Here is a 25,705-nt window from a genome sequence, read left to right as displayed (position 1 = left end):
ACACTCTCAAGTTGTTTTTTATCCGAACAACCCGCGGAAAGCCACGATTCCGTCGTATGGTCGCCTCCCAACAAAAAACGTTTGGAGGAAACCATGACGAATTCACGACACGATCTCATCAAGGACGTGCCGGCCGAAGCTGATCGCTTCGACCGGCGCACGCTCCTCAAGGGTGTCGCCGGCTTTGCCGCCGCCGCTGCGGCCGTCTCGCCCGCCGTGGCGCGTGACTACGGACCGGGCGCGCAGCCGCAGCGCTATCCCGATCCCGACATCGTCGTGATCGACGAGAAGCGCTTCAAGGCCAAGGTCGGCAACACCGTCATCAAGCGCCTGTTCACCGGCTGCCTGTGGGCGGAAGGACCGGCGTGGAACACGCAGGGCCAGTATCTCGTCTGGAGCGACATCCCCAACAATCGGCAGCTCCGCTATCTCGACGACGACGGCCACATCTCGCAGCAGTTCCGCAAGCCCTCCAACGAGTCGAACGGCAACACATTCGACTACGAGGGACGGCAGATCACCGCGGAGCGCACCCGCCTCGTCCGCTTCGAGCACAACGGCACGGTGACGGTGCTCGCCGAGAAGGCCAACGACAAGCCGCTAAACGGCCCGAACGACATGGTCGTCAATCCCGCCGACAAGTCGATCTGGTTCACCGATCCCGGCTACGGCTCGATCAACCTCTACGAAGGCCAGAACGTCCGCAACGGCTCCAACCAGCCGTTCCAGAAGGAGGCAGTCTATCGCGTCGACGCGCAGTCCGGCGCAGTGACGAAAGTGGCGGATGAGCCGTTCAAGCCGAACGGCATCGCCTTCAGCCACGACTACAAGAAGCTCTATGTCTGCGACACCGGCATCACGCACTATCCGAATGCCAAGAACGTGGTCTGGCAATACGACATCAACGGCGACAAGCTTTCCAACGGCAAGCCACTGGTCGACATGACGCTCGACGGCAAGTCCGGCTTCCCGGACGGCCTGCGCGTCGACATCGACGGCAACCTCTGGGTCGGCGCCGGCTGGGTCGGCGAAGGCTATGACGGCGTCCACATCTTCGCGCCCGATGGCCAGCGCATCGGCCAGATCAAGCTGCCCGAGATCTGCGCCAACGTCTGCTTCGGCGGCAAGAAGCGCAACCGCCTGTTCATGACGGCGAGCCAATCGCTGTATGCGGTGTATGTGGAGACGCAGGGCGCGCATATCTGTTAGGTCGGGCTGCTGCCCCCGGCGCGCGCTGCTCGTACGCCTCACGTCAGCGCGCGCCCGACATGATCATCTGCCGCCTCTCTCCACGAGCACGCCGGCTTCGAAGTTGGTTCAATGAACACGCCTCTCGGCGTGTTCATTGGTCGGTATGCAGGACCCCTTGGATACCAGATCCTCATGGTGAGGAGCGCCGTGCCCCGATCGTGCCATCAGAGACGGTCTGCATGGCGGCGCGTCTCGAACCATGAGGCCCAGACCGGGCCTCGCCCTTCGAGACGCGCGCCAAGTGGCGCGCTCCTCAGGGTGAGGGGTGAAAGTGTGCTGTAACGTGGGACGCGCTTCATGGCGACCGAGCTCTGGTCTTGGCAACAGCTTCATGGGCCCCGTACTAACTTCTATTAAAAATAATCTTATTGCTATTTTTCGGAATTCATGCTTTTCTCTCCCCATCCCGCCTCAAGCAAGGGGCGTAGCGCGCGATCGTCACGACACGCGAGGCGGGGATGCGATGGCCGCATGGAGCCGCAGCGTGTCTTCACGGATGCGCGGACGAACGGCGCTGTTGCGGACGTGAAATCGCGTGGTCCTGGCGCCCCGATGCAGGCGTCAAGTTCGTGTGGTGCCTACGCATCGCACGGGCGACGGTGTCTACGAGCCGGCACACCGGGGAGATCGCGTATAAGCGTGAAGACATCGCGCGGGGAATGCCGGATGTTCGGCTGAACCTGTGGTGACTGCCGCCTGCTTTTCTTGTTGCAGGCGGGCCATGGGTGAGGCCTTCACCCGGCATTCCCCGCGCCCTTGCACAATTGTGAGGGACGAACAGATCGCAAGAGCTCGGGCGCGACGCGCAGCGGGAACGAGATCGTATGTCTTAATTGCTGTTTGAGCCGTGAATTCGCCCGCCCCACCGTCGTCGTCCCGGGCAAGCCGCGATGCGCGAAGCGCATCGTGGCGCCGACCCGGGACCCATACGCCGCAGCAGACGTGACGTGCGAGATGCCAACCACACGCCTGCCCCAAACTCCTCCCTGGGGGTATGGGTCCCGGCGCCGCGTGCGCAATTGCGCACTAGGCCGGGACGACAGCGAGGCCGCGGCTGCGATCGGGGCCTACCCCGTATTCCGCAAGCCCGCCGAGATACCGTTGATGGTCAGCTGGATGCCGCGCAGCACCTGCTCGTCCGGGTTTTGCGCGCGGTGCGCCTTCAACAGCTCGACCTGAACGTGGTTGAGCGGATCGAGATACGGAAAGCGGTTGCGGACCGAGCGCTCCAGCAGCGGGTTGCCCTGCAGCAGACGCTCCTGGCCGGTGATGTCGAGCAGCGTCTCGATCACCAGATTCCATTCGCGGCGGATGCGGCCAAAGATCTTTTCGCGCAAGCCCTCGTCCGGCACCAGCTCCGCATAACGCGAGGCGATGGCGATCGAGCTCTTGGCGAGCACCATGTCCATGTTCGACAGCAGCATGCGGAAGAACGGCCATTCGCGATTGAGCTCGCGCAGGAACGGCATGCCCTGCTCCGGATTCTCCGCGATCCAGGTCTCGACGGCGCTGCCGAAGCCGTACCAGCCCGGCAGCATCAGCCGGCACTGCGCCCAGGAGAACACCCAGGGGATGGCGCGCAGATCCTCGATCGCGCGGGTCTTCTTGCGCGACGCCGGACGGCTGCCGATGTTGAGCGTCGCGATCTCGTTGATCACGGTCGAGGCCCAGAAATAGTCGACGAAGCCGTCGGTCTCGTAGACCAGGCCGCGATAGGCTTTGAAGGCGAGTTCGGAGAGCCGGTCCATGGCGGTGAGATATTCGGGCTTCGGCGCCGGCTGCCGCGGGTGCAGCAGGCTGGCTTCCAACGTCGCCGCGGCCAGGATCTCCAAATTATAACGGCCGACCTCGGCGTTGGAGTACTTGCTGGAGATGATCTCGCCCTGCTCCGTGATCCGGATCTGGCCGTTCACCGCGCCGCCGGGCTGGGCGATGATGGCGTCATAGCTCGGGCCGCCGCCGCGGCCGACCGAGCCGCCGCGGCCGTGGAACAGCCGGAGCCGGATGCCGTGGCGCTCGAAGATCTCGACCAGCCCGATCTCGGCCTTGTAGAGCTCCCAGCCCGAGGTGACGAAGCCGCCGTCCTTGTTGCTGTCGGAATAGCCGAGCATCACCTCCTGCACGGCGCCGCGGCTGTCGACCAGGCGGCGATAATCATGCAGCGCCAGCATCCGATCCATGATGCCGCTGGAGGCCTGCAGATCTTCGATGGTCTCGAACAGCGGCACGATGTTGACCGCGCAGCGGCCGGAAGGATCGATCAGGCCGACCTCCTTCAGGAGCAGCGCGACCTCGAGCATGTCCGACATGCCCTTGCACATCGAGATGATGCACTGAGAGATGACGTCGGCGCCGAACGTGGCGTGCGCCTCGGCCGCGGCGCGGAACAGATCGAGCTCGCCGATGGTCTCGTCGCTGTACTTGACGAATTGCGACACCAGCGGGCGCGCGTTACGCAGCTCGCTGACCAGCAGGCTGACACGCGCATCCTCGCTGAGCGCCAGATAGGACATGCCGGGCATCGCGGTATCGATCAGCTCGGCCACCGTGCGCTCATGCACCGCCGAGTTCTGGCGGATGTCGAGCCGCGCCAGATGGAAGCCGAAGCAGTCGACGGCACGCCGCAGCATCCGCAGGCGGCCGCGCGCGATCACCTCGGCATTGTTGGCGATCAGCGAGCGATGCAGCACGTCGAGATCGTCCTGCAGCTGCTTGACGCTGTCATAGGGCGCCACCGCCGCCACCGGCAGGCGGCTGATCTGGATGCCAAGCTTTTTCGCGGTGGCTGCGAGGCGCGCGTAGATGCCCGACACCGCCAGCCGATACGGCTCGCCACTGCGATGAGGCGACGTGTCGGGCGAGCGCTCGGCGAGCACACGCAGCTCCTCGGAGACATCGGCGAGATGGGCCGCCATCGACAGCTCGCTGCCGAGCCGATGCAGCTCTTCGAGATAATAGTGCAGCGCCAGGCTCGACTGCAGCTTGAGCGTGCCGCGCATCACCTCGGCGGTGACGAACGGATTGCCGTCGCGGTCGCCGCCGATCCAGCTGCCCATGCGCAGGAAGGACGCAAGGTCGCCCGCGACCTCGGCGCCGTCATTCAGCCGGTCCTCCAGGGTGCACAGCAGCCGCGGCACTTCGCGCAGGAAGGTGTAGTCGTAGAACGACAGGCCGTTGGTGACCTCGTCGAGCACGGTCAGCTTGGTCCGGCGCAGCAAATTGGTCTGCCACAGGGTCAGCACCGCGCGGCGCAGCGCCTCGTCATTGGCCTCTCGCTCGTCCGGGGTCAGCTGCATCCGCTCGCGGCGGTCGAGCAGCATCGCGACCTCCATCTCGCGGTCCATCGTGCTCTTGCGCCGCACCTCGGTCGGGTGCGCGGTGAGGACGGGGCTGACGAGCGCGGTCGAGAAGAACTTGCGCAGTTCGGCGGCCTCGAACCCGGCCGACTTGGCATGCGCCAGCGTCGCCGCCAGCATCCCTGCGCCGCCATTGCCGTCGCTCTTGGCGCGCATGCGGCGGATGTTGTTCTGGTCCTCGGCAATGTTGGCGAGGTGCGAGAAATAGCTGAAGGCGCGGACGATGCGGACGGTCTCGGCCGTGCTCATGCCATCGAGGATCTGCTCCAGTTCGCGCCGCGCCTGGCGGTCCTCGTCGCGGTGGAAGCGCACCGAGGTCTGGCGTATCAGTTCGACGAGGTCGAACACATCGGCGCCCTCCTGGTCGCGGACGGTGTCGCCGAGGATGCGGCCGAGCAGGCGGATATCGTCGCGGAGCCGCGCGTCCTCCTCCATGGCCTGCGCCTCGGCGGCGCGATTGGGACGGATTTCCTCTGGCATGACATCTTGTATGGCTTGCGGCGACATGGATGCGCTCTCCAGCAGCTGCCCATTTACGGGTCAGTCTGCCGTATCCGTACCGCAGCGCAAGATCAAGAAAGAGGCGTCGGCTGCCTTATTGAATGCGACGCTCACCTCCTGTCCTTGACGGTCGCATCAGATCTGCCGCCCCGCCCGTTCCCAATAGGGATCGCGCAGCCGCCGCTTGAAGATCTTGCCGGAGTCCTCGCGCGGCAATTGGCCCTGGATTTCGATGTGCCTGGGCACCTTGTAGTCGGCCAGGGAGGCTTTCAGCCGCGCCTTGATCTCGCCGGTGTCCAGCACCACACCCGGCTGCGGCTCGACGACGGCCATCAGCGCCTCGCCGAACTCCGCGTCGGGGATGCCGAACACGGCGCAATCGTGCACGCCGGGCACCGCGTGCAGCACGGCCTCGATCTCGGCCGGATAGATGTTGACGCCGCCGGAGATCACCATGTCACGCTTGCGGTCGCAGAGGAAGACGTAGCCCTCTTCGTCCATGTAGCCGACATCGCCGGAGGTGATGAAGCCGTCGCGGTCGATCTCGGTCCGCTTCTCCGGCTTGTTGTGATAGGTGAAGTCCGGGTTGCCGGCGATGCGCGAGTAGATCTCGCCGACCTCGCCCTGCGGCAGGACACGGCCGTCCTCGCCGAGGAAGCGCAGCTCGGCGCCCGGCGAGACCTTGCCGACAGTGCCGGGCTTGCGCAGAGCGTCCTCCGACGTGGCAAAGGTCACCGCGCCGGATTCGGTCGAGCCGTAAAACTCATAGATCACCGGCCCCCACCATTCGATCATCGCGCGCTTGACGTCGGCCGGGCACGGCGCGGCGGCATGGATGATATGGCGCAGCGACGACATGTCGTAGCGGCGGCGCACCTCCTCCGGCAGCTTCATCAGCCGGATAAACATCGTCGGCACCATGAAGATGGTGTCGATGCGCTCCGCCTGGATGATGGCGAGAAACTCTTCCGGCTCGAAGCGCGGCATCAGCACCAGCGCGCCGCCGAGCCGGCCGGCGCGGAGACCAAAGGCGTTCGGCGCCGAGTGATACAGCGGCCCCGGCAGCAGCGCCCGCGAGCCCGGCTTCAGGCCGTAGATCAGCGCCCGCATCCGCTCGGCCGAGGCCGCCTGCTCGATCGTCGGCGCGCTGCGGCGCACGCCCTTCGGGTGTCCGGTCGTGCCCGAGGTGTAGATCATGTTCTGCGGCTGCGGCACCTGCGGACCGTCGTAGGGGGGCTGCTCGGCGAGCCAGCTCTCCAGCTCGATCGCAAAGTCCGGCGTTTGCAGCAGGTCTGCAGCGATCTTGTAGTTCGACAGGATCTCCGGTGGAGTCGGCACGCTGAGGACGGTGACGCCAGGTGGAATGAGACCGCGAAGCTGGTGCAAGAGATCGGCATGGCCGATCAGCACCCGCGTCGCGGAGTCCTTGAGGATGTAGTCGATCTCCTCCGGCTTGAAATGCCAGTTCACCGGCACGCCATAGGCGCCGAGCCGCATCGCGCCATAGGCGGCCTCGATGAAGGCGATGTCGTTGCGCATCAGCATGCAGACGCAATCGCCCTGGCGCACGCCGAGCTGCGCGAGACCGCTGGCGATCCGCGCGGCGCGGTCGGCGATGTCGGGGTGGCTGCGGCGACGGTCGCCGGAGATGATGCCGGAGAAAAGAGAGGACGTTTCCATTGTTGTTGCCTTGTCCGATCTGACGTCGGTTTGAGTGTCGTGATCATTCCGGGGCGATGCGCAGCATGGAACTACGGTGCGCAATTGCGCACCGGAGAATCTCGAGGTTCCGGGTCTACTCCTGCGGAGCATCCCGGAACGACCGCGCTAATCCGCAAACTTCGGCGCGCGCTTTTCGATGTTGGCTCGTACCGATTCCAACTGGTTCGGGCTGCCGATCAGCTTCTGCTGCTCGACCGATTCCGCCAGCAGCGCCGGGCCCGGATCGACCGAGAGATTGTTCAGCATCCGCTTGGCGGCACGGATCGCATCCGGGTTCTTGCCCGCGATCTCCCGCGCCGTCTCCAGCGCGGCCGCGCGCGGATCGGCGCAGATGCGGGTGACGAGGCCGTAGGCCTGCCCCTCCTCCGGCGAGAACACGCGGCCAGTATAGGTCAGCTCGCGCAGGATGTCGTCGCGCATCAGGGTCGCCAGAACAGGCGTGCCGGCCATGTCGGGCACGAGGCCCCATTTGATCTCCATGATCGACAGCTTGGTGTCGGGCGCGACGTAGCGCATGTCGGCGCCGAGCGCGAGCTGGAAGCCGCCGCCATAGGCGACGCCATGCACCGCAGCAATCACCGGCACCGGCAGCTGCCGCCAACCCCATACCGCCTGCTGGGCGAAATTCGCCTTGCCGTGGGTGCGAACGGTGAGGTCACGCTTCTCGCCGCCAGCGATACCGTTGCCGCCGGACTCCTTCATCGCCGCAAAGCGGCCCATGTCGAGCCCGGCGCAGAACGCGCGGCCCTCGCCGGACAGCACCACCGCGCGCAGCCCCTTCTCGTTCGACAGCCGTTCGGTCGCCGCGACCAGCGCCGCGAACATCTCCTGATCGAGCGCATTCATCTTGTCGGCGCGGACCAGGCGGACATCGGCGACGCCGTCCTTGATCTCGATCGCGATGCGGTTGTCCATCGGGGCGGTCTCCTCACGATTGTCTTTGTGACTTTACAGAAGGCTGTCGGAGCAGTTTAGTCAATCGACCAATTAACTCACAACATCTCAGGCGGAAACTTCCATGTTCAAGGACAATCTCCTCGAGGGTCGGCGTATTCTGGTGACCGGCGGCGGCACCGGCCTTGGCAAGGCGATGGCCGCCCGCTTCCTGCAACTCGGCGCCGAAGTGCATATTTGCGGCCGGCGGAAAATCGTCTGCGACGAGACCGCGACCGAGCTGATGGATCTCTATGGCGGCCGCGTCACCAGCCACGGCGTCGACATCCGCAATGCGATGGCGGTCGAGGAGATGATCGAGGCGATCTTCCAGGAAGGCGGCCTGACCGATCTCATCAACAACGCCGCCGGCAACTTCATTTCCCGCACCGAGGAATTGAGCCCGCGCGGATTCGACGCAGTCGCCAACATCGTGATGCACGGCACGTTCTACGTGACGCACGCCGTCGGCAAGCGCTGGATCGCGGCGAAGCAGCCGGGCAACGTCGTGTCGATCACGGTGACGTGGGTGCGCAACGGCTCGCCCTATGTCGTGCCGTCGGCGATGAGCAAATCGGCGATCCACGCGATGACGATGTCGCTCGCCACCGAATGGGGCCGCTACGGTATCCGCCTCAACACCATTGCGCCCGGCGAGATTCCGACGGAGGGCATGAGCAAGCGCATCAAGCCGGGCGACGAGGCCGGCGCGCGCACCAAGGCGATGAACCCGATGGGTCGCGTCGGCACCATGGAGGAGCTGCAGAACCTCGCGGTGTTCCTGATCTCCGGCGGCTGCAACTGGATCAACGGCGAGACCATCGCGATGGACGGCGCCCAGGCGCTGGCGATGGGCGGCAATTTCTATCAGCTGCGCGACTGGAGCGACGACGACTGGACCAAGGCCAAGGAGTCGATCAAGGCGCAGAACGAGAAGGACCGGGCGACGCGCACGAGCTGACGGCGCTGTTGATCGGCGGCGGGCGCTCGGTAGACTGATTGAACGATGCTCGCTCCGGCGCGATCCGGGGCGAGGACGACAAAACAAAAAACGAAAACACGGCACAATCGGAGGGGAAACATGACCGTCACGACGGCAGCGTCGACGCTCGTCGATGTCGTTCGCAGCCAGGCGCAGGCACTCGGCTCCGCGACCGCCTATGAGTTCGAGGGCCGCACCACCAGCTTCGCCGAATTCGACCGCAAGACCAACCAGGTGGCCAACGCGCTGAAGGTGCTCGGCCTGAAGCCAGGTGAGCGGATCGCCTATTTCGGTAAGAACAGCGACAGCTACTTCGAGCTGCTGGTCGGCGCCATGAAGACCAACGTCGTGATGGCGCCGGTGAACTGGCGGCTGGCCGGTCCGGAGGTCGCCTTCATCGTCGAGGACTGCAGGGCCCCTGCCCTGTTCGTCGGGCCGGAGTTCATCACCATGATCCGGCAGATCCGCGACCAGCTTCCGAGCGTGCGGCACATCATCACCACCGAAGGCGGCGCGCCGGAGTGGCAGGACTATACGGCGTTGCGCGATGCGCAAAGCGCTGATGATCCGGGCGTTGATATTACGCCGAAAGACATCGCGCTCCAGCTCTACACCTCCGGCACCACGGGCAAGCCGAAGGGCGCGATGCTGTCGCATGCGAACTTCCTCAACCTCGTCAACACCGGAAATCCGGACGACAAGCCGGACTGGAACAAATGGTCGACCGACGACGTGTCGCTGATCGCGATGCCGATCTTCCATATCGGCGGCTCCGGCTGGGGTCTGATGAGCCTGTATCACGGCGCCCGCGGCGTCATCGCCCGCGAGTTCGATCCGACCAGGATCCTCGACTTCTTCGAGCAGTCCGGAATCACCAAGCTGTTCATGGTCCCCGCCGCGATGCAGTTCGTGGTGCGGCAGCCGCGCGCGCGGCAGGTCGATTTCTCGCGGCTGAAATACATGCTCTACGGCGCCTCGCCGATCCCGGCGGCGTTGCTGAAGGAATGCATCGACGTCTTCAAATGCGGCTTCGTGCAGATGTACGGGATGACGGAGACCACCGGCACCATCATCGCGCTGCCGCCGGAGGATCACGTCGAGGGGCTCGAGCGGATGCGCTCGGCCGGCAAGCCGCTGCCCGGCGTCGAGGTCGCGATCATCGATCCCCTTGGCAATCCCTTGCCGCCGCGCGAAGTCGGCGAGATCGCCACCCGCTCCGGCTCCAACATGGCCGGCTATTGGAATCTACCGGAGGCAACGGCGCGCACGCTCGGCAAGGACGGCTGGCTGCGCACTGGGGATGCCGGCTACATGGACGAGGACGGCTACGTCTACATCCACGACCGCATCAAGGACATGATCATCTCCGGCGGCGAGAACATCTATCCCGCCGAGGTCGAGAGCGCGATCTGCGATCACCCTGACGTGGCCGAAGCTGCAGTGATCGGCATTCCCGACGACAAATGGGGCGAGGCGGTCAAGGCGATCGTGGTGATGAAGCCGGGCAAGCAGGCGACCGCGACCGACATCATCAATTTCACCCGCACCCGCATCGCCGGCTTCAAGACGCCGAAGACCGTGGATTTCCTCGACGCCTTGCCCCGCAATCCCTCCGGCAAGATCCTGCGGCGAAATCTGCGCGATCCGTATTGGGCGGGCAAGGACAGGCAGGTGAATTGATAATGGGCGGACGGGGAGTATGCCCGCTCCACGAGTCATTCCGGGGCGCGCCGCGCAGCGGGGCGAACCCGGAATCCATACTCACGAAACCGGGTTCGGCGCGATCTGGTTGTGGCGCAGGTCTTCGTCACGCGGGCGGTCGTGGTTATGGATTCCGGGCTCGTGCTGCGCACGCCCCGGAATAACGGAGGAGAGAGTGTGCGCGCTCTCCCCATCGTCATTGCGAGGCGCCCTTGCGCCGAAGCAATCCAGGGGCCACGTGACAGGTCTGGATTGCTGCGCTGGCGCTCGCGATGACGACTTTCCTACGACGACAACCTCATCGCTTGTTCGCCCCCATGTACCCAAACAGGAAGCCCGCCACCTTACGCATCTGGATCTCCTCGCTGCCCTCGGTGATGCGGTAGCGGCGATGGTGGCGGTAGATGTGCTCGAACGGCTTGTGGCGCGAATAGCCCATTCCGCCATGCACCTGAATGGCGCGGTCGGCCGCCTCGCAGCAGAGACGATTAGCCCAGTAGTTGCACATCGAGACCTTGTCGGACAGCGTGTGCTCGACCTGCGCCTGGGTGAGCTGGTCCATCTCCCAGGCGGTCTTGCGGATGAGGAGCCGCAACATTTCCGCCTGCGTCGCGAGCTCCACCAGCGGCCACTGGATCGCCTGGTTCTCGGCCAGCGCCTTGCCGAACGGTTTCCGTTCCCGCGCGTAGTTGACGCTCTCATTGATGCAGAACACCGCGGCGCCGAGCGAACTCGCCGCCTGTCGGATGCGGTTCTCGTGGACGAAACATTGCGCCAGCGACAGCCCGCGCCCGACCTCGCCGAACAGAGCATCCTCTGGCACGAACACGTCGGTGAAGCTGACGCGGGGATGGTCGGTCGGCATGTTGAAGGTCCAGAGATATTCCTCGACCTTGACGCCCTCGCTCTTGGCCGGGACCAGGAAGCAGGTGATGCCGCGGGCATCGCCGTCATTGCCCGAGGTGCGCGCGAACAGCGCGCAATGGGTGGCGACGTGCATGCCCGTCGTCCACATCTTCTCGCCGTTGATCAGCCAGCCCTTGACGTTGTCGCGCGTCGCAGGGATCGCCTTCGTCTCCATATGGGTCGCATCGGAGCCATGATGCGGCTCGGTGAGGCCGAAGGTGATGCGGTACTTGCCGGTGATCGAGCCGTCGATCATCGCCTTCTGGTCCTCGCGGCCGTAGCGGTCGAGCATGGTGACGATTGGCAGATTGCCGACGATCGAGTGCTCGTTCTGCAGGTCATTGTGCAGGCCGAGGCCCTTCGAGGCAAAATGCTCGCGGATCACAGCCATCCAGAGATTGGAGCCGTCCTTGCCGCCATAGCGCTTCGGGATTGCGAAGCGCAGGTGCCCGGCCGCATCGGCGCGGTCCTTGGCCTTGCGCAGCAGCTGCTCCCACTCATGTCGCGGCAGGCCGCCATTCTCGAAATCCGTGCGCGCCCATTCGCGGCGATGATCGAAGAAGCGGATGTTGTCGTCGGCCTCCTCCAGCGGCTTGATCTCGGCGGCGATGAAGCGGTCGAGCTCATCGAGATAGGCGGTAAGCTCCTTGGGCAAGGAAAAATCCATGGCGTGTCTCCCTTTCTGTCGTTGTTGTTCTTGATCTTGGATCTCCGCCGCGTGCTTGTGGCGCGCAGCGCGGTTGCGTATTTGGATGATTGAAAACGCAGTGAAGGCGCTAAGCTCGCGCAACGTTGCCAATCAGAAACCAGGAGGAACGGCCGATGGAGCTGAAATTCTCGAAAGTCACGCGCAAGGGGCCGGTCACGATCGTCACCCTGGCGCGCCCAGAGGTCTACAACGCGCTGCATACCGACGCGCATTACGAGCTCGAAGCGGTGTTCGACGGCTTCGCCGCCGATCCCGAGCAATGGGTCGCGATCGTCACCGGCGAGGGCGACAAGGCGTTCTGCGCCGGCAACGATCTGAAATGGCAGGCGGCCGGCGGCAAGCGCGGCTGGGGCCGAAGCGGATTCGGCGGCCTGACGTCGCGCTTCGACTGCGACAAGCCGCTGATCGCCGCCGTCAACGGCGTTGCGATGGGCGGCGGCTTCGAGATCGCGCTGGCCTGCGACCTGATCATTGCCTCGGAGAACGCGACCTTCGCACTGCCCGAGCCGCGCGTCGGCCTCGCCGCGCTCGCCGGCGGCCTGCAGAGGCTGCCGCGCCAGATCGGCATGAAGCGCGCGATGGGCATGATCCTGACCGGCCGCCACGTCGGCGCCCGCGAGGGCCATGAGCTCGGCTTCGTCAACGAGGTCGTGCCGCAAGGCGAGGCGCTGGCGGCGGCCGAGCGCTGGGCCGAGACCATCGCCAAGAACTCGCCGATGTCGATCCGCGCCTCCAAGCAGGCGATCGAGAAGGGCCTCGCGGTCTCGCTGGAGCAGGCCATCACCGAGCAGCGCGACTATCCCGCGGTGCAGGCGATGATCCATTCGCAGGACTACATCGAGGGCCCGAAGGCGTTCTCGGAAAAGCGGGCGCCGAAGTGGCTGGGGCGGTAGTGCCTGGATGACTGCGCGATCTTGCCTCCGCTCCGTCATGGCCGGGCTTGACCCGGCCATCCATGCCTCGCGACAGCCTTGTGAGAGGATGGATGCCCGGGTCAAGCCCGGGCATGACGACAGAGAGTTAGGAGCCATTGGTGCGCCTCCCCGCCTCGCGCTTGTAGGATGCGTAGTTGGGCTGATCGACAGCGAGCTTGTCGAGCGTGGTCTGCCAGAGATGCTCCTTCAGTCCCGGCGTCGCGAGGTCGAGGGCACCGCTCGCGATCTGCTCGGCCAGTGCGCGATTGAGGTCGAGCAAGGTAGCATCCCGCCCAAGCAACTCTTTCAAGCGCGCATGCTCGGCAGCGTCCGCCGGCGCAGCCTGAGTCAGCTGGCGAACCACGAGATCCAGCGCGTTGATGCCGACGCGCAGCTTGAACGCCTGGTGGCCGGAGATGAGCGGGGCGATGTCGTTGCGCAGGAAATCGGCCACCGCTTGCACCAGCTCGGTCAACGTCGGTTCGTCCTGCATCAGCCCTCTCCTCGCGGCGCCAGAAGCCGCAGCAGATCGATCTCGGTCTCAGACGCACGGCGGCCGATCATGGCACGCTCCATCGAATGGTCGGGGCCGATCCGAAACCGCTGCATCATGCCGCAGCACATCACGCCCCAGCGCAACGTGCCCATGACTTCCCAGAACTTCACCCGGTCAGCATCCACCTTGCGGCCGGCGGCCTCGTAGCCGGCGAACAGCTCCGCGCGCGAGCCGAAACCGCCGACGGGCTTGTCGATCTCGCCGAAGCGCCAGGAGTTGACGCAGATCCAGCCGAGGTCCTCCATGGGATCGCCGAGATGGGCGAGCTCCCAGTCCAGCACGGCGCGCACGCCGTCGGGCCCGATGATCAGATTGCCGTTGCGGAAGTCGCCGTGCACCAGCGTCACCTCCGCCGAGGGGCCGGGATCATTCTGCGACAGCCAGCGCAGCGCCAGATCGAACACCGGGCGCGGCCAGTCGAAGCTGTGATATTCGCGAGCGAGCTCCGCGATCTCCCTGGTCGCGTTCATCTCGCGCAACGACGGCAAGGCCTCCCGCGCGATGCCGTGGATGCCGGCTGCGATGCCGCCGAGCTGGCGTGCGAGGCGCGGCCGCGCCTCGGCGAACTCAGCATCGCGCAAGATCTTGCGCGCGATGGTCTCGCCTTCGACGCGGCGCATGATGAAGCCGGTGCCGAGATCATCACCGGGCGCCAGCACATGCAACACCTCGGGCGACGGCACGCCGGCGGCGTGCGCCAGCCGCATGAGGGCGGCTTCATTGTCCAGCCCGGCGGCTCGACCGGGCGCGGCGCCGTAGCCCTTCGGCGAGCGGCGCAGAATAGCACCGACATCGCCATCAGGATGGACGATGTCGAAGCGCCATGTCTCCTGGCTGGCGCCCCCGGAAAGCTTGGCGGCGCCACGCACGCCGGTCGCGCCCGGCATGAACGCGACGACACAGCGGGACAGTTCGGTCTCGATCATTGGCCCTTGAACTTGGCCGGACGCTTTTCGAGGAACGCCGTGACGCCTTCCTTGAAGTCGGCGGTCGCGCCGGCGATGCGCTGCGACTGGAATTCCTCGTTGAGCTGCTCCTCGAACGAATTCTCCGGGCTCTCCCAATACAGCCGCCGGATCTGCGCCAGCGCGACCGTCGGCCCATTGGCGAGCTCGTGCGCGAGCTTCATCGTCTCCTCCTTCAGCGCCGCGTCGTCGTAGACGCGGTTGACGAGGCCCCATTGCAGCGCCGTCTCGGCCGGCAGCTTCTCGCCGAGCAGCGACAGCTCGATCGCGCGCGCCTTGCCGACGAGACGCGGCAGCAGCCAGGTGGAGCCGCAATCCGGCACCAGGCCGATGCGGCGGAACGCCTGCAGGAAGTAGGCAGACTTGGCGCACAGGATCATGTCGCCCATCAGCGCGAAGCTCATGCCGGCGCCGGCGGCCGGGCCGTTCACCGAGGTGACGATCGGGCAATGCAGATTGCGCAGGCGGCGCAGGAACGGATGGAAAGCGGTCTCGAGCGCCGCGCCCGCATTGCTGCGGCCGGGCTTGGCCTGGGCGTTGCGGCCTTGCAGATTGGCGCCGGTGCAGAAGGCGCGGCCGGCGCCGGTGACGACCAGGCAACGAACGTCGGCCTTCCTCTCCTCGATCTCGTCGAGCGCCTCGGCGAGGCCGCCGAGCATGTCGATGGAGACCGCGTTCATCACCTCCTGATGATCGAGCGTGAGGATGGCGACGGGCCCGTCGAAATCGAGCGTGACGTGCTTGAACTGCATGGTTTCCTCTCAAGAGCTTTTCGAGCGCTGCATTCTTCGCGGCGGAAATTCGCGGCATTGCCGGCTTCGTGCAGCATATTTGATTTTTGCGCTTCGCTTGTCCATGGTTGCGTCATCCAAATAACCGAAGCGACGCACAGCGTCCTCACATCATCACGGAAACGCTCATGACCCTGTTCGATCTCACCGGCCGCGTGGCGGTCGTCACCGGCGGCAATGGAGGCATAGGCCTCGGCATTGCCCAGGCACTTGCGTCCAGTGGCTGCAACGTCTCGATCTGGGGACGCAACGCCGAGAAGAACAAGGCTGCTGCCGCATCGATGGCCGCAGGGCCCTGCAAAGTCGACACGCGCATCTGCGACGTGACGAGCCCCGCCTCTGTCGCCGAAGCCATGAAGGCCACGCTCGACACCTTCGGCCGCGTCGACGGCTGCTTCGCCAATGCCGGCATCGGCGGCGGTGGCCGCAAGCCCTTCATTGAGCGCAGCGAGGAGGAATGGCGCACGATGTTCGCGACCAATCTCGACGGCGTCTTCCACGCGTTCCAGGCCGCCGCCCGGCACATGACGGCGCGGGCAGAAGCCGGCGATCCGTTCGGCCGGCTGGTTGCGACATCAAGTCTCGCCTCGCTGTTCGGCACCGCGCGCAACGAGCACTACGCGGGCACCAAGGCCGCGCTCAATGCGCTGTGCCGGGCGCTGGCGGTCGAGCTGGCGCGCTACGGCGTGACCGCGAACGCGATCCTGCCGGGCTGGATCAAGAGCGACATGACGGCCGGCATCATGGGCAACGAGAAGTTCGTGGCCAACGTGATGCCACGCATCCCGGTCCGCCGCTTCGGCGAGCCGTCGGATTTCGGCGGCATCGCTGTCTACCTCATGAGCAAGGCGTCGTCGTACCATACGGCCGATTGCTTCGTGATCGACGGCGGCTATACCGCGTTCTGACCGGCCAGGACCTACGGTGGACCGGTGCGCCGGTCCGCCAAGGCCGGATTTGTTCCCGCCCCTTTTTCCAAGATTTCAGAAATTTAATCCGCCTTGCCCTGCCACGCCCCCGTGACCTCGGCGTTGTCCCTCATCACATGACGAGGAGAATTCCAAGGGGAAGGATGCCATGAAGCGCGGTGTGACGGTTTTGGCCTGTGTGTCCGCCCTGGCTGTGGCCGGTTACTTTGCGATGGCCAAATGGGGCATTCAGCACGAAAGCCGGGAATTCTATGACGCCGCGCGGCAGCGGCCGATCAACGTCGACATCGCGGTCCGCAAGGATTACGAGATGAAGGCGAACGCCGGGCTCTGGCGGCTGCCGGTCGCGATCATCTCCAACGGCAACACGGTGAAGAACACCGAGTATTCGTTCCTGGCGAACGTGTTCGCCGCGCGCGGTTATCTCGTCGCCAGCGTGCAGCAGGATCTGCCGACGGACCCGCCGCTCGTCACCAAGATCGGGCTGCCCTATGTCGGCCGGCTCGACGTCTACAAGAAGGGCGAGGCCAACATTCTCTGCGTGCTGAACGAGATGAAGAAGCGGCATCCCAATGCCGACTACGATCATCTCACGCTGGTCGGCCATTCCAACGGCGGCGACACCGCGATGTATTTCGCCAAGGAGCATCCCAACATCGTCTCGCAGGTGGTGACGCTTGACAATCTGCGCGTTCCTTTCGTCGTCAGGGACAAGCTCAAGATCCTGTCGTTCCGCTCCGATGATCCGGAGTTCAAGACCGATCCGGACGTGCTGCCCAAGCAGCTCGGCAAGAAGAGCGGCATCGACATCATCAAGACCGAGTTCCAGCACACCTGGATGAGCGATCGCGGTCCTTATACGGCGCGTGAGCGGATCCAGGCGACGCTGGACAAATATCTCGGCGGCGATTCGACGAGCGAGCTGGCGCCGGCCGATACGGACAATCTCATCGTCACGAACGGCGCGGCGGCTCTGCCGTGATACGGCAAGGACTCTGCGAACCCGCTCAACAACAACACCAGAATGGAGCGAGGCGGCTGCGTCAGCAACCGCCTCGCCAGGGCATATTCAATTCTGGGGCTTCTTGGCGGGCGGCCCGTTCTTGTTGCCAGGCATGCCCTTGATGTTCGACGGGTCCTGAGCACTGACGTTCGGATTCTGCTGGTTGATGATCGAGGACGAGCCGACGGTGCCGGAATCAGTGGCCGCCGGTCCGTTCTTGTTGCCGGGCGCACCTTGAATGCCTGCTCCCGAGTTGTTCGCGCTAGGCGGCGCGGTCGGCTGCTGACCGCCCTGCGCCAGGGCCGAGGTGGCCGAGACGACGAGCGCACACGCGATCAAACTGATCGTTGGTTTCATGGCGTGACCTCCATTTTTAGTTGCTGTGCTGTTCGAACGTGGCCCGTCCGGTGCCGTTCCAGGGAACACTGAATTTCACGGAGCGATCGCCGTGGATGCACGCAGCCGCTGCCCGCTTTATCGGCTTCCGCAACGCACCCTGGCCGACTACGGTCGGCCGACCGACATATCCGAGGCCGCACCACATGGAATACCTCTCCACCGATCTAAGCCCGCGCGAGCGCTACAAGATCCTGACCTCCTTCGTGCTGCCGCGGCCGATCGCCTGGGTCACGACCAAGGGCGAGACCGGCGTCGTGAACGCCGCGCCGTTCTCGTTCTTCAACGTGATGGGCGAGGATCCGCCGCTCTGCGTGTTCGCGATCAACCTGCGCCCCGACGGCCGGGTCAAGGATACGCTGGTCAACATCCGCCGCGCCGGCGAGTTCGTGGTGCACATCACCGACGAGCCGCTGGCGCAGGCGATGCACGAGACCGGCGGCGACTTTCCACCCGAGGTCGGCGAGCCCGATCATCTCGGGCTGAAGCTCGCGCCCTCGCGCATGATCTCCGTGCCGCGGCTCGCGGACGCGCCGTTCGCGATGGAGTGCAAGACCTGGCAACTGATCGACGTCAACGGCGACCGCGTGCTGGTGCTCGGCGAGGGCCTTGCGTTCCACATCCGCGACGAGCTGTGGGACAGCGAGAAGATGCGGGTCGAGATGGAGCTGTTCCATCCCGTGGGACGCATGTTCGCCGACCGCTATTGCCGCACGAACGACCGGATGGATTTCCCGCCGGCGAAGGGTGCCAGCTGAGCCTTGCCCAGCCGCACCGGATGGTCAGTAGGTCGCGGCGAGATAGTCGACGATCTTGCCGACATCGGCGTCGTCGATCGGCGCGCCATAGACCTTGATCATCTTGGTGACCTCGGCCTGCCAGAACTCCTTCTTGTTCTTCATCGGCGGCTGCGTGCTGATGTAATCGGAAGAGTGGCAGGCCGTGCAATTGCCCTGCACGGCGGCAAGGTCCGGCCCCGGCTTGAAGGCCGCCGTCTCCGGAGGAACCTTGTAGTTGACGGGCGCCGCGGTGAGAGCGGCCGGCCCGGCGGCAAGACACCCGAGCGCGACGGCCAGCGCAGCGAGGAAAGATATCCGTTGCATGGTCGTGCTCCTCAAGCGGCGGTGACGCGGACGGTTTCGACGACATTGCGCAGATAACCGGCCGGATTCCAGCGCGGCGTCTCCGGCTGCGTCTCGCCGGCATTGCTGATCGCCCGCACCTTGAGCGCGTGGGCTCCGGCGGTCAGCTTCACCGGCAGCTTCCACTCCCGGAACGAATACTTCCCGAGGTCCTTGCCAAGCTTCGCATCGGTCCAGGTCTGGCCGCCATCGGTCGAGACGGCGACCTGCTTGATCCCGCTGCCGCCATCGAAGGCGATGCCGCGCAGGACAGCCGTCCCCGCCCTGAGCTTCGCGCCATCGCTGACGCTGGTGATGAAGGAACGGACCGTGAAGCGATTGATCGGGATCGTCGCCTTCGGCGCGGTGCCGGGCTCGACCGCGTTGTTCGGCGTATCCGGAATGCGATAGGCCGATTTCATCCAGAAGCCCTCGAACACGCTGTCGACGACGGTGATCTCGGTGAGGTGCTTGACCCAGTACGTGCCGTAATAGCCGGGCACGATCAGACGCAGCGGAAAACCGTTGAGGAACGGCAGATCCTCGCCGTTCATGCCGTAGGCCAGCATCACCTCGCCGTTCATGGCGTGATCGACGTCCAGCGCCTTGACGAAGTCCGGAGTCTTGTCGACGATCGGGCCATCCATGCCGTTGAAGGTGACCTGCTTCGCGCCGGCCTGGACACCGGCCATCTCGAGCACGGTCTTGAGCGGCACGCCGCGCCAGCGGGCATTGCCCATCGCGCCGTTGCCGAGCTGGCCGCCGGCGACGCGCGGCTCGAAGAAGCCGCGGCTGTTGCCGGAGCACTGGTTGACGGCGACGATCTCGGTCGCCTTCAGCTTGCGGATGTCCTTGAGCGACAGCTTGAGCGGCTTGTCGACCTTGCCCTTCACTTCCAGCGCGAACTTGTCCGGATCGAGATCGTAGGGAAGCCCCGCCAGATGATAGCGGACGAAGAAGGCGTTGTTCGGCGTGATCACGCCGTCATTGAACACCGAAAACGGCGTCTCGAGTTGCGGCGGCCGGCTCGTCAGGCCGATCATCAATCGCTTCTGCGGATATTTCACCAGCGGGCGCTCGCCATTGGCGAACGGCAAGGTCACGCTGTCCTCGGCCAGCGCACGGCTCGCTCCAAGGCCACCCAGCAAGGCGGCCAGCCCCGCTCCCTTGAGCAGATCACGCCTGTCGATCATGCGACTCCCTCCGGAGTGGTCGTTCTCGCCAGAGGTCATCACCTCGGGACGATGCGTTCAGTTCGTCCGGCACGCAGCCAGATCTCTGCAGGAGATGATAGTTGCACGATTCTCTGAGGCGGAGAAACGATGTGAAGGTCGGAGGTCAAGCCACCGCGATCCGCTGCACTGCGGCGAGAATAGCGCGAGCGCTTGGGTCGTGGTGAATGTGTAAGGTGGGCAAAGCGGCGCCGTCAGGCGGCGCGTGCCCACCGGCGGTGGACGCGAGGGACGATGGTGGGCACGGCGCGCTCGAACAGCTGTGCAAGTCTACAACGATCGAGGCGCGCCTTTGCCCACCCTACCGCGGCAAGGTAGACAACTACTTGCTCTGGCCAATCTTGTCCTGCGTCTTGGTGTCGAAATCGCTGGCGTCGTGGCGTTCGTGCAGCTGGCTGGCAGGGTCGCCGGAGACGCGGTTGACCATGCGACCGCGCTTCACCGGGGCGCGCTGTGCGATCTGGTCGGTCCAGCGCTGCACGTTCTTATAGTCCTGCACCGAGAGGAACTCGCCGCCTTCGTACAGCAGGCCCTTCGACAGCGCTCCGTACCACGGCCACACCGCGATATCGGCGATGGTGTAGTCCGGCCCGGCGAGATATTCGCTCTCGGAAAGGCGGCGATCGAGCACGTCGAGCTGGCGCTTCACTTCCATGGCGAAGCGGTCGATGGCGTATTCGATCTTGGTGGGCGCATAGGCGTAGAAGTGGCCGAATCCGCCGCCGAGATAGGGCGCGGCGCCCATCTGCCAGAACAGCCAGGACAGGCATTCGGCGCGCTTGGCCGGCTCGGTGGGCAGCAAGGCGCCGAACTTCTCGGCGAGATAGACCAGGATCGCGCCGGACTCGAAGACGCGGATCGGCTCGGGCCCGCTGCGGTCCAGGAGCGCCGGGATCTTGGAGTTCGGATTGATCGAGACGAAGCCGGAGCCGAACTGATCGCCTTCGCCGATTCGGATCAGCCAGGCATCATACTCGGCGCCGCTGTGCCCGAGGGCCAGCAGTTCCTCGAGCATCACGGTGACCTTCACGCCGTTCGGCGTGCCGAGAGAATAAAGCTGCAAGGGATGACGGCCGACAGGCAATTCCTTGTCGTGGGTCGGGCCCGCGATCGGGCGGTTGATGTTGGCGAAGCGGCCGCCGCTGGCCTTGTTCCAGGTCCAGACCTTGGGCGGCACATAGCTGTTCTGTTCGGACACGAATGACTCCGGCGTGAGCGGCAAAAGGAGCGATGGTTTTAGGCGCATATGCCGCCGAGCGGAAGCCGTCGCACGCGCGGGCGCCATCGGCATTTTCTGCATTGCGCGGTCGAACCTGCGATGACAGAACGAAGACAAGACCACAATGACGGTTCGCCACGGACCGCTTTTCGGAAACGCCCATGACTGCAGCTGCCCTGCCCCCGGACCGCATTCCCGTGATCGTCGGCGTCGGCGAGATCGTCGACAGGCCCAAGGACATCGCGGAAGGGCTGGAGCCGCTCGCGCTGCTCGAACAGGCGATCCGCCGCGCGGAAAATGACGCCGGCGCCAGGCTGATCCAGCACACCGGCTCGCTCGACGTCGTCAACTTCCTGAGCTGGCGTTATCGCGATCCCGAGCAATTGCTGGCGCAGCGGCTCGGTGTGAACCCTGCGCACTGTTATTACGGGCCGGTCGGCGGCGAAAGCCCGATCCGCTATTTGCATGAGGCGGCCCTGCGCATCGCGCGCGGTGAATGCGAGGTCGCCGTGGTCTGCGGCGCCGAGGCGCAATCGACCGCCACCAAGGCCGAGCGCGCCGGCGTGACCTTGCCGTGGACGCCGTTCGCCCATGACGTCGAGGAGCCGAAGCGCGGCGCCGCGTTCCAGAAGCCGCTCGCGGTGAAGCTCGGCGTGTTCCGCCCCGTCTCGGTCTATCCGTTCTACGAGGTCGCAAGCGCCGCCAAATGGGGCCAGACGCCGCGGCGGGCACTCGCCGAATCCGGCGAGCTGTGGTCGCGCTTCTCGGCGGTCGCCGCCTACAATCCGAACGCCTGGCTGAAGCGGCACTTCGCGCCGGACGAGATCACCACGCCGTCCGCCGACAACCGTCCGATCGCCTGGCCCTACACCAAGCTGATGGTCGCCAATCCCATGGTCAACATGGGCGCGGCGCTGATCCTGACCAGCCTGGCGAAAGCGCGCGCCGCGGGCGTCGCCGAGAACCGGATGATCTATCCGCTGGGCGGCGCCTCGGCGGAAGATCCACGCGATTATCTGACGCGCGATCAGTTCGCCGAGAGCCATCCGCAGAATGCGGTGCTGCAGGCGGCGATGAACCTCGTCGGCGGCACGGGCACGGCGTTCGACGTCATCGAGCTCTATAGCTGCTTCCCCTGCGTGCCGAAGATGGCGCGGCGGACGCTCGGCCTCGGCCCGGATGTCGAGCCGACCGTCACCGGAGGGCTGACCTTCTTCGGCGCGCCGCTCAACACCTACATGACACACGCCGCCTGCGCGATGGTCCGGCGGCTGCGCGGCGGCGCCAGGCGCGGCCTGCTGTACGGCCAGGGCGGCTTCGTCACCAAGCATCATGCGCTGGTGATCTCGCGCGAGCAGCCCTCGTCGCTGTCACAGGATGTCAGCGTGCAGACGGAGGCCGATCGTCATCGCTCAGCAGCGCCGGACTTCGTCAGCGAGGCGGCTGGCAACGGCAAGGTCGAGAGCTTCACCGCGCTGTATGATCGCAACGGCGCGGTCGAGCACGGCGTGGTGATGCTGCGCACCGAGCAGGACACGCGCACGCTGGCGCGCGTGCCGCCGCAGGACCAGACGACGCTGACGCGGCTGATGGACCTGGACAGGACACCGGTCGGCGCGCTCGGTTCGATCACGATGGCCGCCGACGGCGTGCCGGAATGGCGGGTGAGTTAGGACGCCGTTGCTAGACTAGCACCGTCATTCCGGGGCAAGGCCGAAGGCCTTGAACCCGGAATCTCGAGATTGTTTTGCGCCTGTCCTCAACAAGCTCGAGATTCCGGGTTCAATCGCCATGCGCTTTGAGCGCATGACGATTGCCCCGGAATGACGTTCTTGGGAAGCGATCAGCCCTCAACTACACCTCCCGCGCCTCGCGCTGCCATCGTGCATAGGCCGTGTCCCAGTCAGGCGCGGTGTCCGCCGCGAAGCCGAGCGTCTTGCCGCTGCCGAGGTCACGAACGTTCATCATCGCGCGGCGATGCGCGCCGCTGCGGACATAAGTCCGCATGCTGGTCTCGTCGGACCAGACCGTCAGCGTATGATAGAGACCGGCCACGGGCCGGACCTCGACGCTGAGGTTGCCGGCCGCGGCGCGTGCCTGCCGTAGCGACCACAGCGTATGCCACCAGAATCGGGCAAGACGGCTCGCTCCACTTTTCGGGCGAAAGCCGGTCATCGAGACATAGACACTCATGGCATGTTTCCGCGGTCCTGCGAGCCCGGATGACCGAGGACCGCATGCGGCAAACGAACTGTGGCGCGCATTGGATCTGCGCGCCGCGGGTTCGTGATGGCGCGGCTCAGCGGGGGGCCGCCTTGGACGCGGAGTCGGGTGGCAGAGTCCCCGTGGTCTCGGCTTCCGCCGCGGCGGGTGATGGGCGATCATCGTCGGCGTGCCGATGCTCCCGCTTGCGCGCTATGGCTTCCTTGCGGCGCATGGCCGCGAGCGGGAGATCGGGATTGAGCTTCAGCGCCTGATTGAAGTCGGCGAGTGCCCGGTCATAGCGTCCCTTGGCGAGCCACACGGCGCCGCGATCGCTGTAAAGCTCGGCGTCACTGAAGCTCATGCGCACCGCACGATCGAGATCGACCAGGGCTTCGTCGAGATCGCCGCGCTTCTGCAGCGCGAGCGCGCGATCACGGAGAAGCAGAGGATTTTTCGGGTCGAGCCGGATGGCCCGGTCGTAGTCGTCCAATCCCCGGTCGATGCGGCCCATGCGCACCAGAGCCTCAGCGCGATAGCGGTAGACGTCGGTATTGCGCGGTACGAGCCGAACGACCTCGTCGAAATCCGCGACGGCGAGTTCAAGATCGCCCTGCCGGCTCCGGGCCAGGGCGCGCTCCAGCAACTCGCTTGCGCTCATCGGCGTTGCCGGCGCGACCGGCTCTGCGACCTCGACATCTGCCGGTGGCGGCGACGCCGCTGCAACGGCCTCAGGCTGCGCCGACGGCGCAGCACTGAGCTCATCCCGCACCGCAGGTGGCGATGCCGGCGGGCTGCCCGCCTCGCGCTGCGGCTCGGCCTTGGGTTGCGGTGGCTGATCGAGAGTGACAGAACGCGTCGGCTGCGGCCTGCTCAGGAAGTCGCCGAGCGAAGGCACGAACAGGATCTCCAGCCCGATCAGCACAGCGCTGAGAACGGCCGTCGCCGCCGTGAACTGCAGGATCGCATCCCAGCGCTCGCGCCGCGCCGTTTCGCGCTCATGCGCGAGAAAGGCATCGTATTCGGCGCGAAGGTCGGGATCGCGCAGCACCTTGTAGGCCACGATGATCATCTTGAGCTTTTGCTCGGCCGCAGCGTCGCCGTCGCCGACGAGATCGGGATGGTTCTCCTTCGCGGCCTGGCGAAAAGCCCGCTTGATCGTGTCGAGGCTGGCGCGCGGCGAAATGCCGAGCACCTCGTAATGGCTCTTCATGGCGAGGTGCCGCGTCCTTCCCCCGCGCTCGCGGCGGGATCACACGGGCAAGAGGTCGAGCGCATAATGGGCGCCATCGCGGGTGAGGTGGCCGAAGCCGCCCCACGGAAAATGCGATCCACAAATCAACATCTTTTCTGAAACAACTCGATCGAGCAATTTGCGCCGGCTGACCTCCGCCGCCGGGCCGTCCTGGTCATAAGCGCCATGCCATTCGGGATGGCGCAGGCTGAACGCCGGCACATAGGCCGTGTCGCCGGACATCATCAATTGCTCCTGGCCGGAGCTGAGGTGGAATGCGGTGTGGCCGGGCGTGTGACCGGGAACGCTGACAAAGCGGATCCCCGGCACCACCTCGTCCTCGCCCTCTACCGGCAACACGTTCTTCCAGCTCGGGATCACGCCCTGGATGCGGCGCGCCAGCGCCTGTCTCCAGGGCGGCAGACGGGCCGTCTTCGACGGATCTGTCCAGAAGCTGTATTCGGCCGCGGCGACGATGATCTCGGCGTTGGGAAACACCGGCGTGTTGGTGTCTTCGATCATCAGTCCGAAGATGTGATCGGGATGGAAATGCGAGATCAGGATGGTGTCGATATCTTCGCGTCGGAGACCGGCCGCCCTGAGATTGCTGAGCATCTGACCCGAGACGAAGACCGCGTCGGAATTGTAGCCCTGAACCTGGCCGCCGCCGCCGGCATCGCACAGCACCGTCTTGCCCTTCAGCCGGACGACGAAGGTCGAGATGGGAACGGGAATAAAGGCGGGGCTCAGACCTGCAGCGCGCAGCGCGCCCTTGACGTCGTCGATGCTGGCATTGCTGAAGAAGCCCGCGTCATGCGGCTTCTCCCAGATGCCGTCATACAGCGCGACCACCTCGGCCTCGCCGACCATGATCCGTCGGTAGCCGCGCTCGGGGTCGACGGTGCGACGGCGCGGCTTGGCAGCGGCGACGGCGAGAGCCGCGTCGAGCCCAAACGCTGCCGCGGCTGTTACTGCTCCCAGCACGACGGACCTTCTCGAGGGTCCGTACGCTTTCACACGACTCACCACAACTCAATACCGCTGGTTGAACTAGTGTCGATTGCAAGGAACCTTTGCACCTT

At 65.3% G+C, this 25,705-nt stretch carries 22 protein-coding genes; 8 read left to right on the top strand and 14 right to left on the bottom strand.

Annotation, left to right across the window (positions count from 1 at the left end; translation table 11 throughout):
• Positions 1 to 93 precede the first annotated feature (93 nt).
• On the top strand, positions 94 to 1,209 hold the full coding sequence (locus ACQR0Z_RS24130) for an SMP-30/gluconolactonase/LRE family protein (RefSeq protein WP_434920295.1): 1,116 nt from the start codon (positions 94 to 96) through the stop codon (positions 1,207 to 1,209).
• Positions 1,210 to 2,318: 1,109 nt separating this feature from the next.
• Here the strand turns inward: ACQR0Z_RS24130 and ppc are convergent.
• The 3 genes from ppc to ACQR0Z_RS24115 all read right to left on the bottom strand — a co-directional run bounded on the left by ppc (position 2,319) and on the right by ACQR0Z_RS24115 (position 7,745).
• Positions 2,319 to 5,087: a phosphoenolpyruvate carboxylase gene (gene ppc / locus ACQR0Z_RS24125; protein ID WP_434920294.1), complete on the bottom strand. Its 2,769-nt coding sequence runs from the start codon at positions 5,085 to 5,087 to the stop codon at positions 2,319 to 2,321.
• 156 nt (positions 5,088 to 5,243) lie between these two features.
• Positions 5,244 to 6,788 carry an acyl-CoA synthetase gene (locus tag ACQR0Z_RS24120; protein WP_434920293.1) on the bottom strand — a complete coding sequence of 515 codons (1,545 nt, stop codon included), beginning with the start codon at positions 6,786 to 6,788 and terminating at the stop codon, positions 5,244 to 5,246.
• Between the two features lie 147 nt (positions 6,789 to 6,935).
• Positions 6,936 to 7,745, bottom strand: coding sequence for a crotonase/enoyl-CoA hydratase family protein (locus ACQR0Z_RS24115; protein ID WP_434875322.1), 810 nt, complete (start codon positions 7,743 to 7,745; stop codon positions 6,936 to 6,938).
• A 103-nt stretch (positions 7,746 to 7,848) separates the two neighbouring features.
• Between ACQR0Z_RS24115 and ACQR0Z_RS24110 the strand changes: the two genes are divergently transcribed.
• Positions 7,849 to 8,724, top strand: coding sequence for an SDR family oxidoreductase (locus ACQR0Z_RS24110; protein ID WP_006613814.1), 876 nt, complete (start codon positions 7,849 to 7,851; stop codon positions 8,722 to 8,724).
• A 120-nt stretch (positions 8,725 to 8,844) separates the two neighbouring features.
• Positions 8,845 to 10,425, top strand: a complete 1,581-nt coding sequence (locus tag ACQR0Z_RS24105) for a fatty acid--CoA ligase (protein WP_434920292.1) — start codon at positions 8,845 to 8,847, stop codon at positions 10,423 to 10,425.
• Between the two features lie 319 nt (positions 10,426 to 10,744).
• Here the strand turns inward: ACQR0Z_RS24105 and ACQR0Z_RS24100 are convergent, their stop codons facing one another.
• The gene (locus ACQR0Z_RS24100; protein ID WP_434920291.1) at positions 10,745 to 12,019 is read right to left on the bottom strand and encodes an acyl-CoA dehydrogenase family protein; all 1,275 of its coding nucleotides are present in this window, start codon (positions 12,017 to 12,019) and stop codon (positions 10,745 to 10,747) included.
• 155 nt (positions 12,020 to 12,174) lie between these two features.
• Here ACQR0Z_RS24100 and ACQR0Z_RS24095 point away from each other — a divergent pair, with 155 nt between their 5' ends.
• Complete coding sequence (locus ACQR0Z_RS24095; protein ID WP_434920290.1) at positions 12,175 to 12,954, top strand: enoyl-CoA hydratase-related protein; 780 nt, start codon at positions 12,175 to 12,177, stop codon at positions 12,952 to 12,954.
• A gap of 127 nt (positions 12,955 to 13,081) precedes the next feature.
• Here the strand turns inward: ACQR0Z_RS24095 and ACQR0Z_RS24090 are convergent, their stop codons facing one another.
• Genes ACQR0Z_RS24090 through ACQR0Z_RS24080 form a run of 3 tightly spaced genes read right to left on the bottom strand, consistent with a single transcriptional unit; the run spans position 13,082 to position 15,248 of the window.
• Positions 13,082 to 13,468, bottom strand: coding sequence for a DUF6285 domain-containing protein (locus ACQR0Z_RS24090; RefSeq protein ID WP_434920289.1), 387 nt, complete (start codon positions 13,466 to 13,468; stop codon positions 13,082 to 13,084).
• The gene (locus tag ACQR0Z_RS24085) at positions 13,468 to 14,457 is read right to left on the bottom strand and encodes a phosphotransferase family protein (RefSeq protein ID WP_434920288.1); all 990 of its coding nucleotides are present in this window, start codon (positions 14,455 to 14,457) and stop codon (positions 13,468 to 13,470) included. Before ACQR0Z_RS24085 ends, ACQR0Z_RS24090 begins: the two co-directional genes overlap by 1 nt.
• Positions 14,454 to 15,248 (bottom strand): enoyl-CoA hydratase/isomerase, encoded by a 795-nt coding sequence (locus tag ACQR0Z_RS24080; RefSeq protein ID WP_434858328.1) that lies wholly within the window; start codon positions 15,246 to 15,248, stop codon positions 14,454 to 14,456. The genes ACQR0Z_RS24085 and ACQR0Z_RS24080 overlap by 4 nt, the downstream gene beginning before the upstream one ends.
• Positions 15,249 to 15,415: 167 nt before the next feature.
• Here ACQR0Z_RS24080 and ACQR0Z_RS24075 point away from each other — a divergent pair, with 167 nt between their 5' ends.
• Positions 15,416 to 16,195: an SDR family NAD(P)-dependent oxidoreductase gene (locus tag ACQR0Z_RS24075; RefSeq protein ID WP_434920287.1), complete on the top strand. Its 780-nt coding sequence runs from the start codon at positions 15,416 to 15,418 to the stop codon at positions 16,193 to 16,195.
• Positions 16,196 to 16,364: 169 nt separating this feature from the next.
• Entirely contained in the window at positions 16,365 to 17,198 is an 834-nt protein-coding gene (locus tag ACQR0Z_RS24070; RefSeq protein WP_434875315.1) for an alpha/beta hydrolase, read from the top strand.
• Between the two features lie 87 nt (positions 17,199 to 17,285).
• Here the strand turns inward: ACQR0Z_RS24070 and ACQR0Z_RS24065 are convergent, their stop codons facing one another.
• Positions 17,286 to 17,576: a hypothetical protein gene (locus ACQR0Z_RS24065; protein ID WP_434858325.1), complete on the bottom strand. Its 291-nt coding sequence runs from the start codon at positions 17,574 to 17,576 to the stop codon at positions 17,286 to 17,288.
• A 185-nt stretch (positions 17,577 to 17,761) separates the two neighbouring features.
• Here ACQR0Z_RS24065 and ACQR0Z_RS24060 point away from each other — a divergent pair, with 185 nt between their 5' ends.
• A complete protein-coding gene (locus tag ACQR0Z_RS24060; protein ID WP_434858324.1) occupies positions 17,762 to 18,373 on the top strand; it encodes a flavin reductase family protein in 612 nt (203 codons plus the stop codon).
• Between the two features lie 24 nt (positions 18,374 to 18,397).
• On the opposite strand, the gene ACQR0Z_RS24055 is transcribed toward ACQR0Z_RS24060, so the two are convergent.
• From ACQR0Z_RS24055 to yghU, 3 genes are all read right to left on the bottom strand, one after another.
• Positions 18,398 to 18,718 (bottom strand): cytochrome c, encoded by a 321-nt coding sequence (locus tag ACQR0Z_RS24055; RefSeq protein ID WP_434858323.1) that lies wholly within the window; start codon positions 18,716 to 18,718, stop codon positions 18,398 to 18,400.
• 11 nt (positions 18,719 to 18,729) lie between these two features.
• On the bottom strand, positions 18,730 to 19,929 hold the full coding sequence (locus ACQR0Z_RS24050; RefSeq protein WP_434920286.1) for a molybdopterin-dependent oxidoreductase: 1,200 nt from the start codon (positions 19,927 to 19,929) through the stop codon (positions 18,730 to 18,732).
• Between the two features lie 361 nt (positions 19,930 to 20,290).
• Positions 20,291 to 21,166, bottom strand: coding sequence for a glutathione-dependent disulfide-bond oxidoreductase (yghU, locus tag ACQR0Z_RS24045; RefSeq protein WP_434875312.1), 876 nt, complete (start codon positions 21,164 to 21,166; stop codon positions 20,291 to 20,293).
• A 182-nt stretch (positions 21,167 to 21,348) separates the two neighbouring features.
• On the opposite strand from yghU, the gene ACQR0Z_RS24040 reads away from it, so the two are divergent.
• Positions 21,349 to 22,860 (top strand): acetyl-CoA acetyltransferase, encoded by a 1,512-nt coding sequence (locus ACQR0Z_RS24040; RefSeq protein ID WP_434875311.1) that lies wholly within the window; start codon positions 21,349 to 21,351, stop codon positions 22,858 to 22,860.
• A gap of 181 nt (positions 22,861 to 23,041) precedes the next feature.
• Here the strand turns inward: ACQR0Z_RS24040 and ACQR0Z_RS24035 are convergent, their stop codons facing one another.
• From ACQR0Z_RS24035 to ACQR0Z_RS24025, 3 genes are all read right to left on the bottom strand, one after another.
• Positions 23,042 to 23,380 (bottom strand): hypothetical protein, encoded by a 339-nt coding sequence (locus ACQR0Z_RS24035; protein ID WP_434858319.1) that lies wholly within the window; start codon positions 23,378 to 23,380, stop codon positions 23,042 to 23,044.
• Positions 23,381 to 23,486: 106 nt separating this feature from the next.
• Entirely contained in the window at positions 23,487 to 24,602 is a 1,116-nt protein-coding gene (locus tag ACQR0Z_RS24030; protein WP_434858318.1) for a tetratricopeptide repeat protein, read from the bottom strand.
• A gap of 39 nt (positions 24,603 to 24,641) precedes the next feature.
• Positions 24,642 to 25,607 (bottom strand): MBL fold metallo-hydrolase, encoded by a 966-nt coding sequence (locus ACQR0Z_RS24025; protein WP_434920285.1) that lies wholly within the window; start codon positions 25,605 to 25,607, stop codon positions 24,642 to 24,644.
• Positions 25,608 to 25,705 lie beyond the last annotated feature (98 nt).

The sequence above is a fragment of the Bradyrhizobium sp. HKCCYLS3077 genome, from assembly GCF_051167555.1.
Lineage (GTDB): Bacteria > Pseudomonadota > Alphaproteobacteria > Rhizobiales > Xanthobacteraceae > Bradyrhizobium.
Note: the sequence above shows the minus strand (reverse complement) of the source record. Positions and strands in the feature narration are given on the sequence as shown.

Excerpts from the sequence above, each read along its gene's own strand:
- ACQR0Z_RS24075 (WP_434920287.1), top strand. The coding sequence starts at position 15,416 with ATGACCCTGTTCGATCTCACCGGCCGCGTGGCGGTCGTCACCGGCGGC.
- ACQR0Z_RS24060 (WP_434858324.1), top strand. The coding sequence starts at position 17,762 with ATGGAATACCTCTCCACCGATCTAAGCCCGCGCGAGCGCTACAAGATC.
- ACQR0Z_RS24090 (WP_434920289.1), bottom strand. The coding sequence starts at position 13,468 with ATGCAGGACGAACCGACGTTGACCGAGCTGGTGCAAGCGGTGGCCGAT.
- ACQR0Z_RS24070 (WP_434875315.1), top strand. The coding sequence starts at position 16,365 with ATGAAGCGCGGTGTGACGGTTTTGGCCTGTGTGTCCGCCCTGGCTGTG.
- ACQR0Z_RS24035 (WP_434858319.1), bottom strand. The coding sequence starts at position 23,380 with ATGAGTGTCTATGTCTCGATGACCGGCTTTCGCCCGAAAAGTGGAGCG.
- ACQR0Z_RS24110 (WP_006613814.1), top strand. The coding sequence starts at position 7,849 with ATGTTCAAGGACAATCTCCTCGAGGGTCGGCGTATTCTGGTGACCGGC.
- ACQR0Z_RS24130 (WP_434920295.1), top strand. The coding sequence starts at position 94 with ATGACGAATTCACGACACGATCTCATCAAGGACGTGCCGGCCGAAGCT.
- ACQR0Z_RS24120 (WP_434920293.1), bottom strand. The coding sequence starts at position 6,788 with ATGGAAACGTCCTCTCTTTTCTCCGGCATCATCTCCGGCGACCGTCGC.
- ACQR0Z_RS24085 (WP_434920288.1), bottom strand. The coding sequence starts at position 14,457 with ATGATCGAGACCGAACTGTCCCGCTGTGTCGTCGCGTTCATGCCGGGC.
- ACQR0Z_RS24050 (WP_434920286.1), bottom strand. The coding sequence starts at position 19,929 with ATGATCGACAGGCGTGATCTGCTCAAGGGAGCGGGGCTGGCCGCCTTG.
- ppc (WP_434920294.1), bottom strand. The coding sequence starts at position 5,087 with ATGCCAGAGGAAATCCGTCCCAATCGCGCCGCCGAGGCGCAGGCCATG.
- ACQR0Z_RS24065 (WP_434858325.1), bottom strand. The coding sequence starts at position 17,576 with ATGAAACCAACGATCAGTTTGATCGCGTGTGCGCTCGTCGTCTCGGCC.
- ACQR0Z_RS24080 (WP_434858328.1), bottom strand. The coding sequence starts at position 15,248 with ATGCAGTTCAAGCACGTCACGCTCGATTTCGACGGGCCCGTCGCCATC.
- ACQR0Z_RS24105 (WP_434920292.1), top strand. The coding sequence starts at position 8,845 with ATGACCGTCACGACGGCAGCGTCGACGCTCGTCGATGTCGTTCGCAGC.
- ACQR0Z_RS24095 (WP_434920290.1), top strand. The coding sequence starts at position 12,175 with ATGGAGCTGAAATTCTCGAAAGTCACGCGCAAGGGGCCGGTCACGATC.
- ACQR0Z_RS24030 (WP_434858318.1), bottom strand. The coding sequence starts at position 24,602 with ATGAAGAGCCATTACGAGGTGCTCGGCATTTCGCCGCGCGCCAGCCTC.
- ACQR0Z_RS24040 (WP_434875311.1), top strand. The coding sequence starts at position 21,349 with ATGACTGCAGCTGCCCTGCCCCCGGACCGCATTCCCGTGATCGTCGGC.
- ACQR0Z_RS24115 (WP_434875322.1), bottom strand. The coding sequence starts at position 7,745 with ATGGACAACCGCATCGCGATCGAGATCAAGGACGGCGTCGCCGATGTC.
- ACQR0Z_RS24100 (WP_434920291.1), bottom strand. The coding sequence starts at position 12,019 with ATGGATTTTTCCTTGCCCAAGGAGCTTACCGCCTATCTCGATGAGCTC.
- ACQR0Z_RS24055 (WP_434858323.1), bottom strand. The coding sequence starts at position 18,718 with ATGCAACGGATATCTTTCCTCGCTGCGCTGGCCGTCGCGCTCGGGTGT.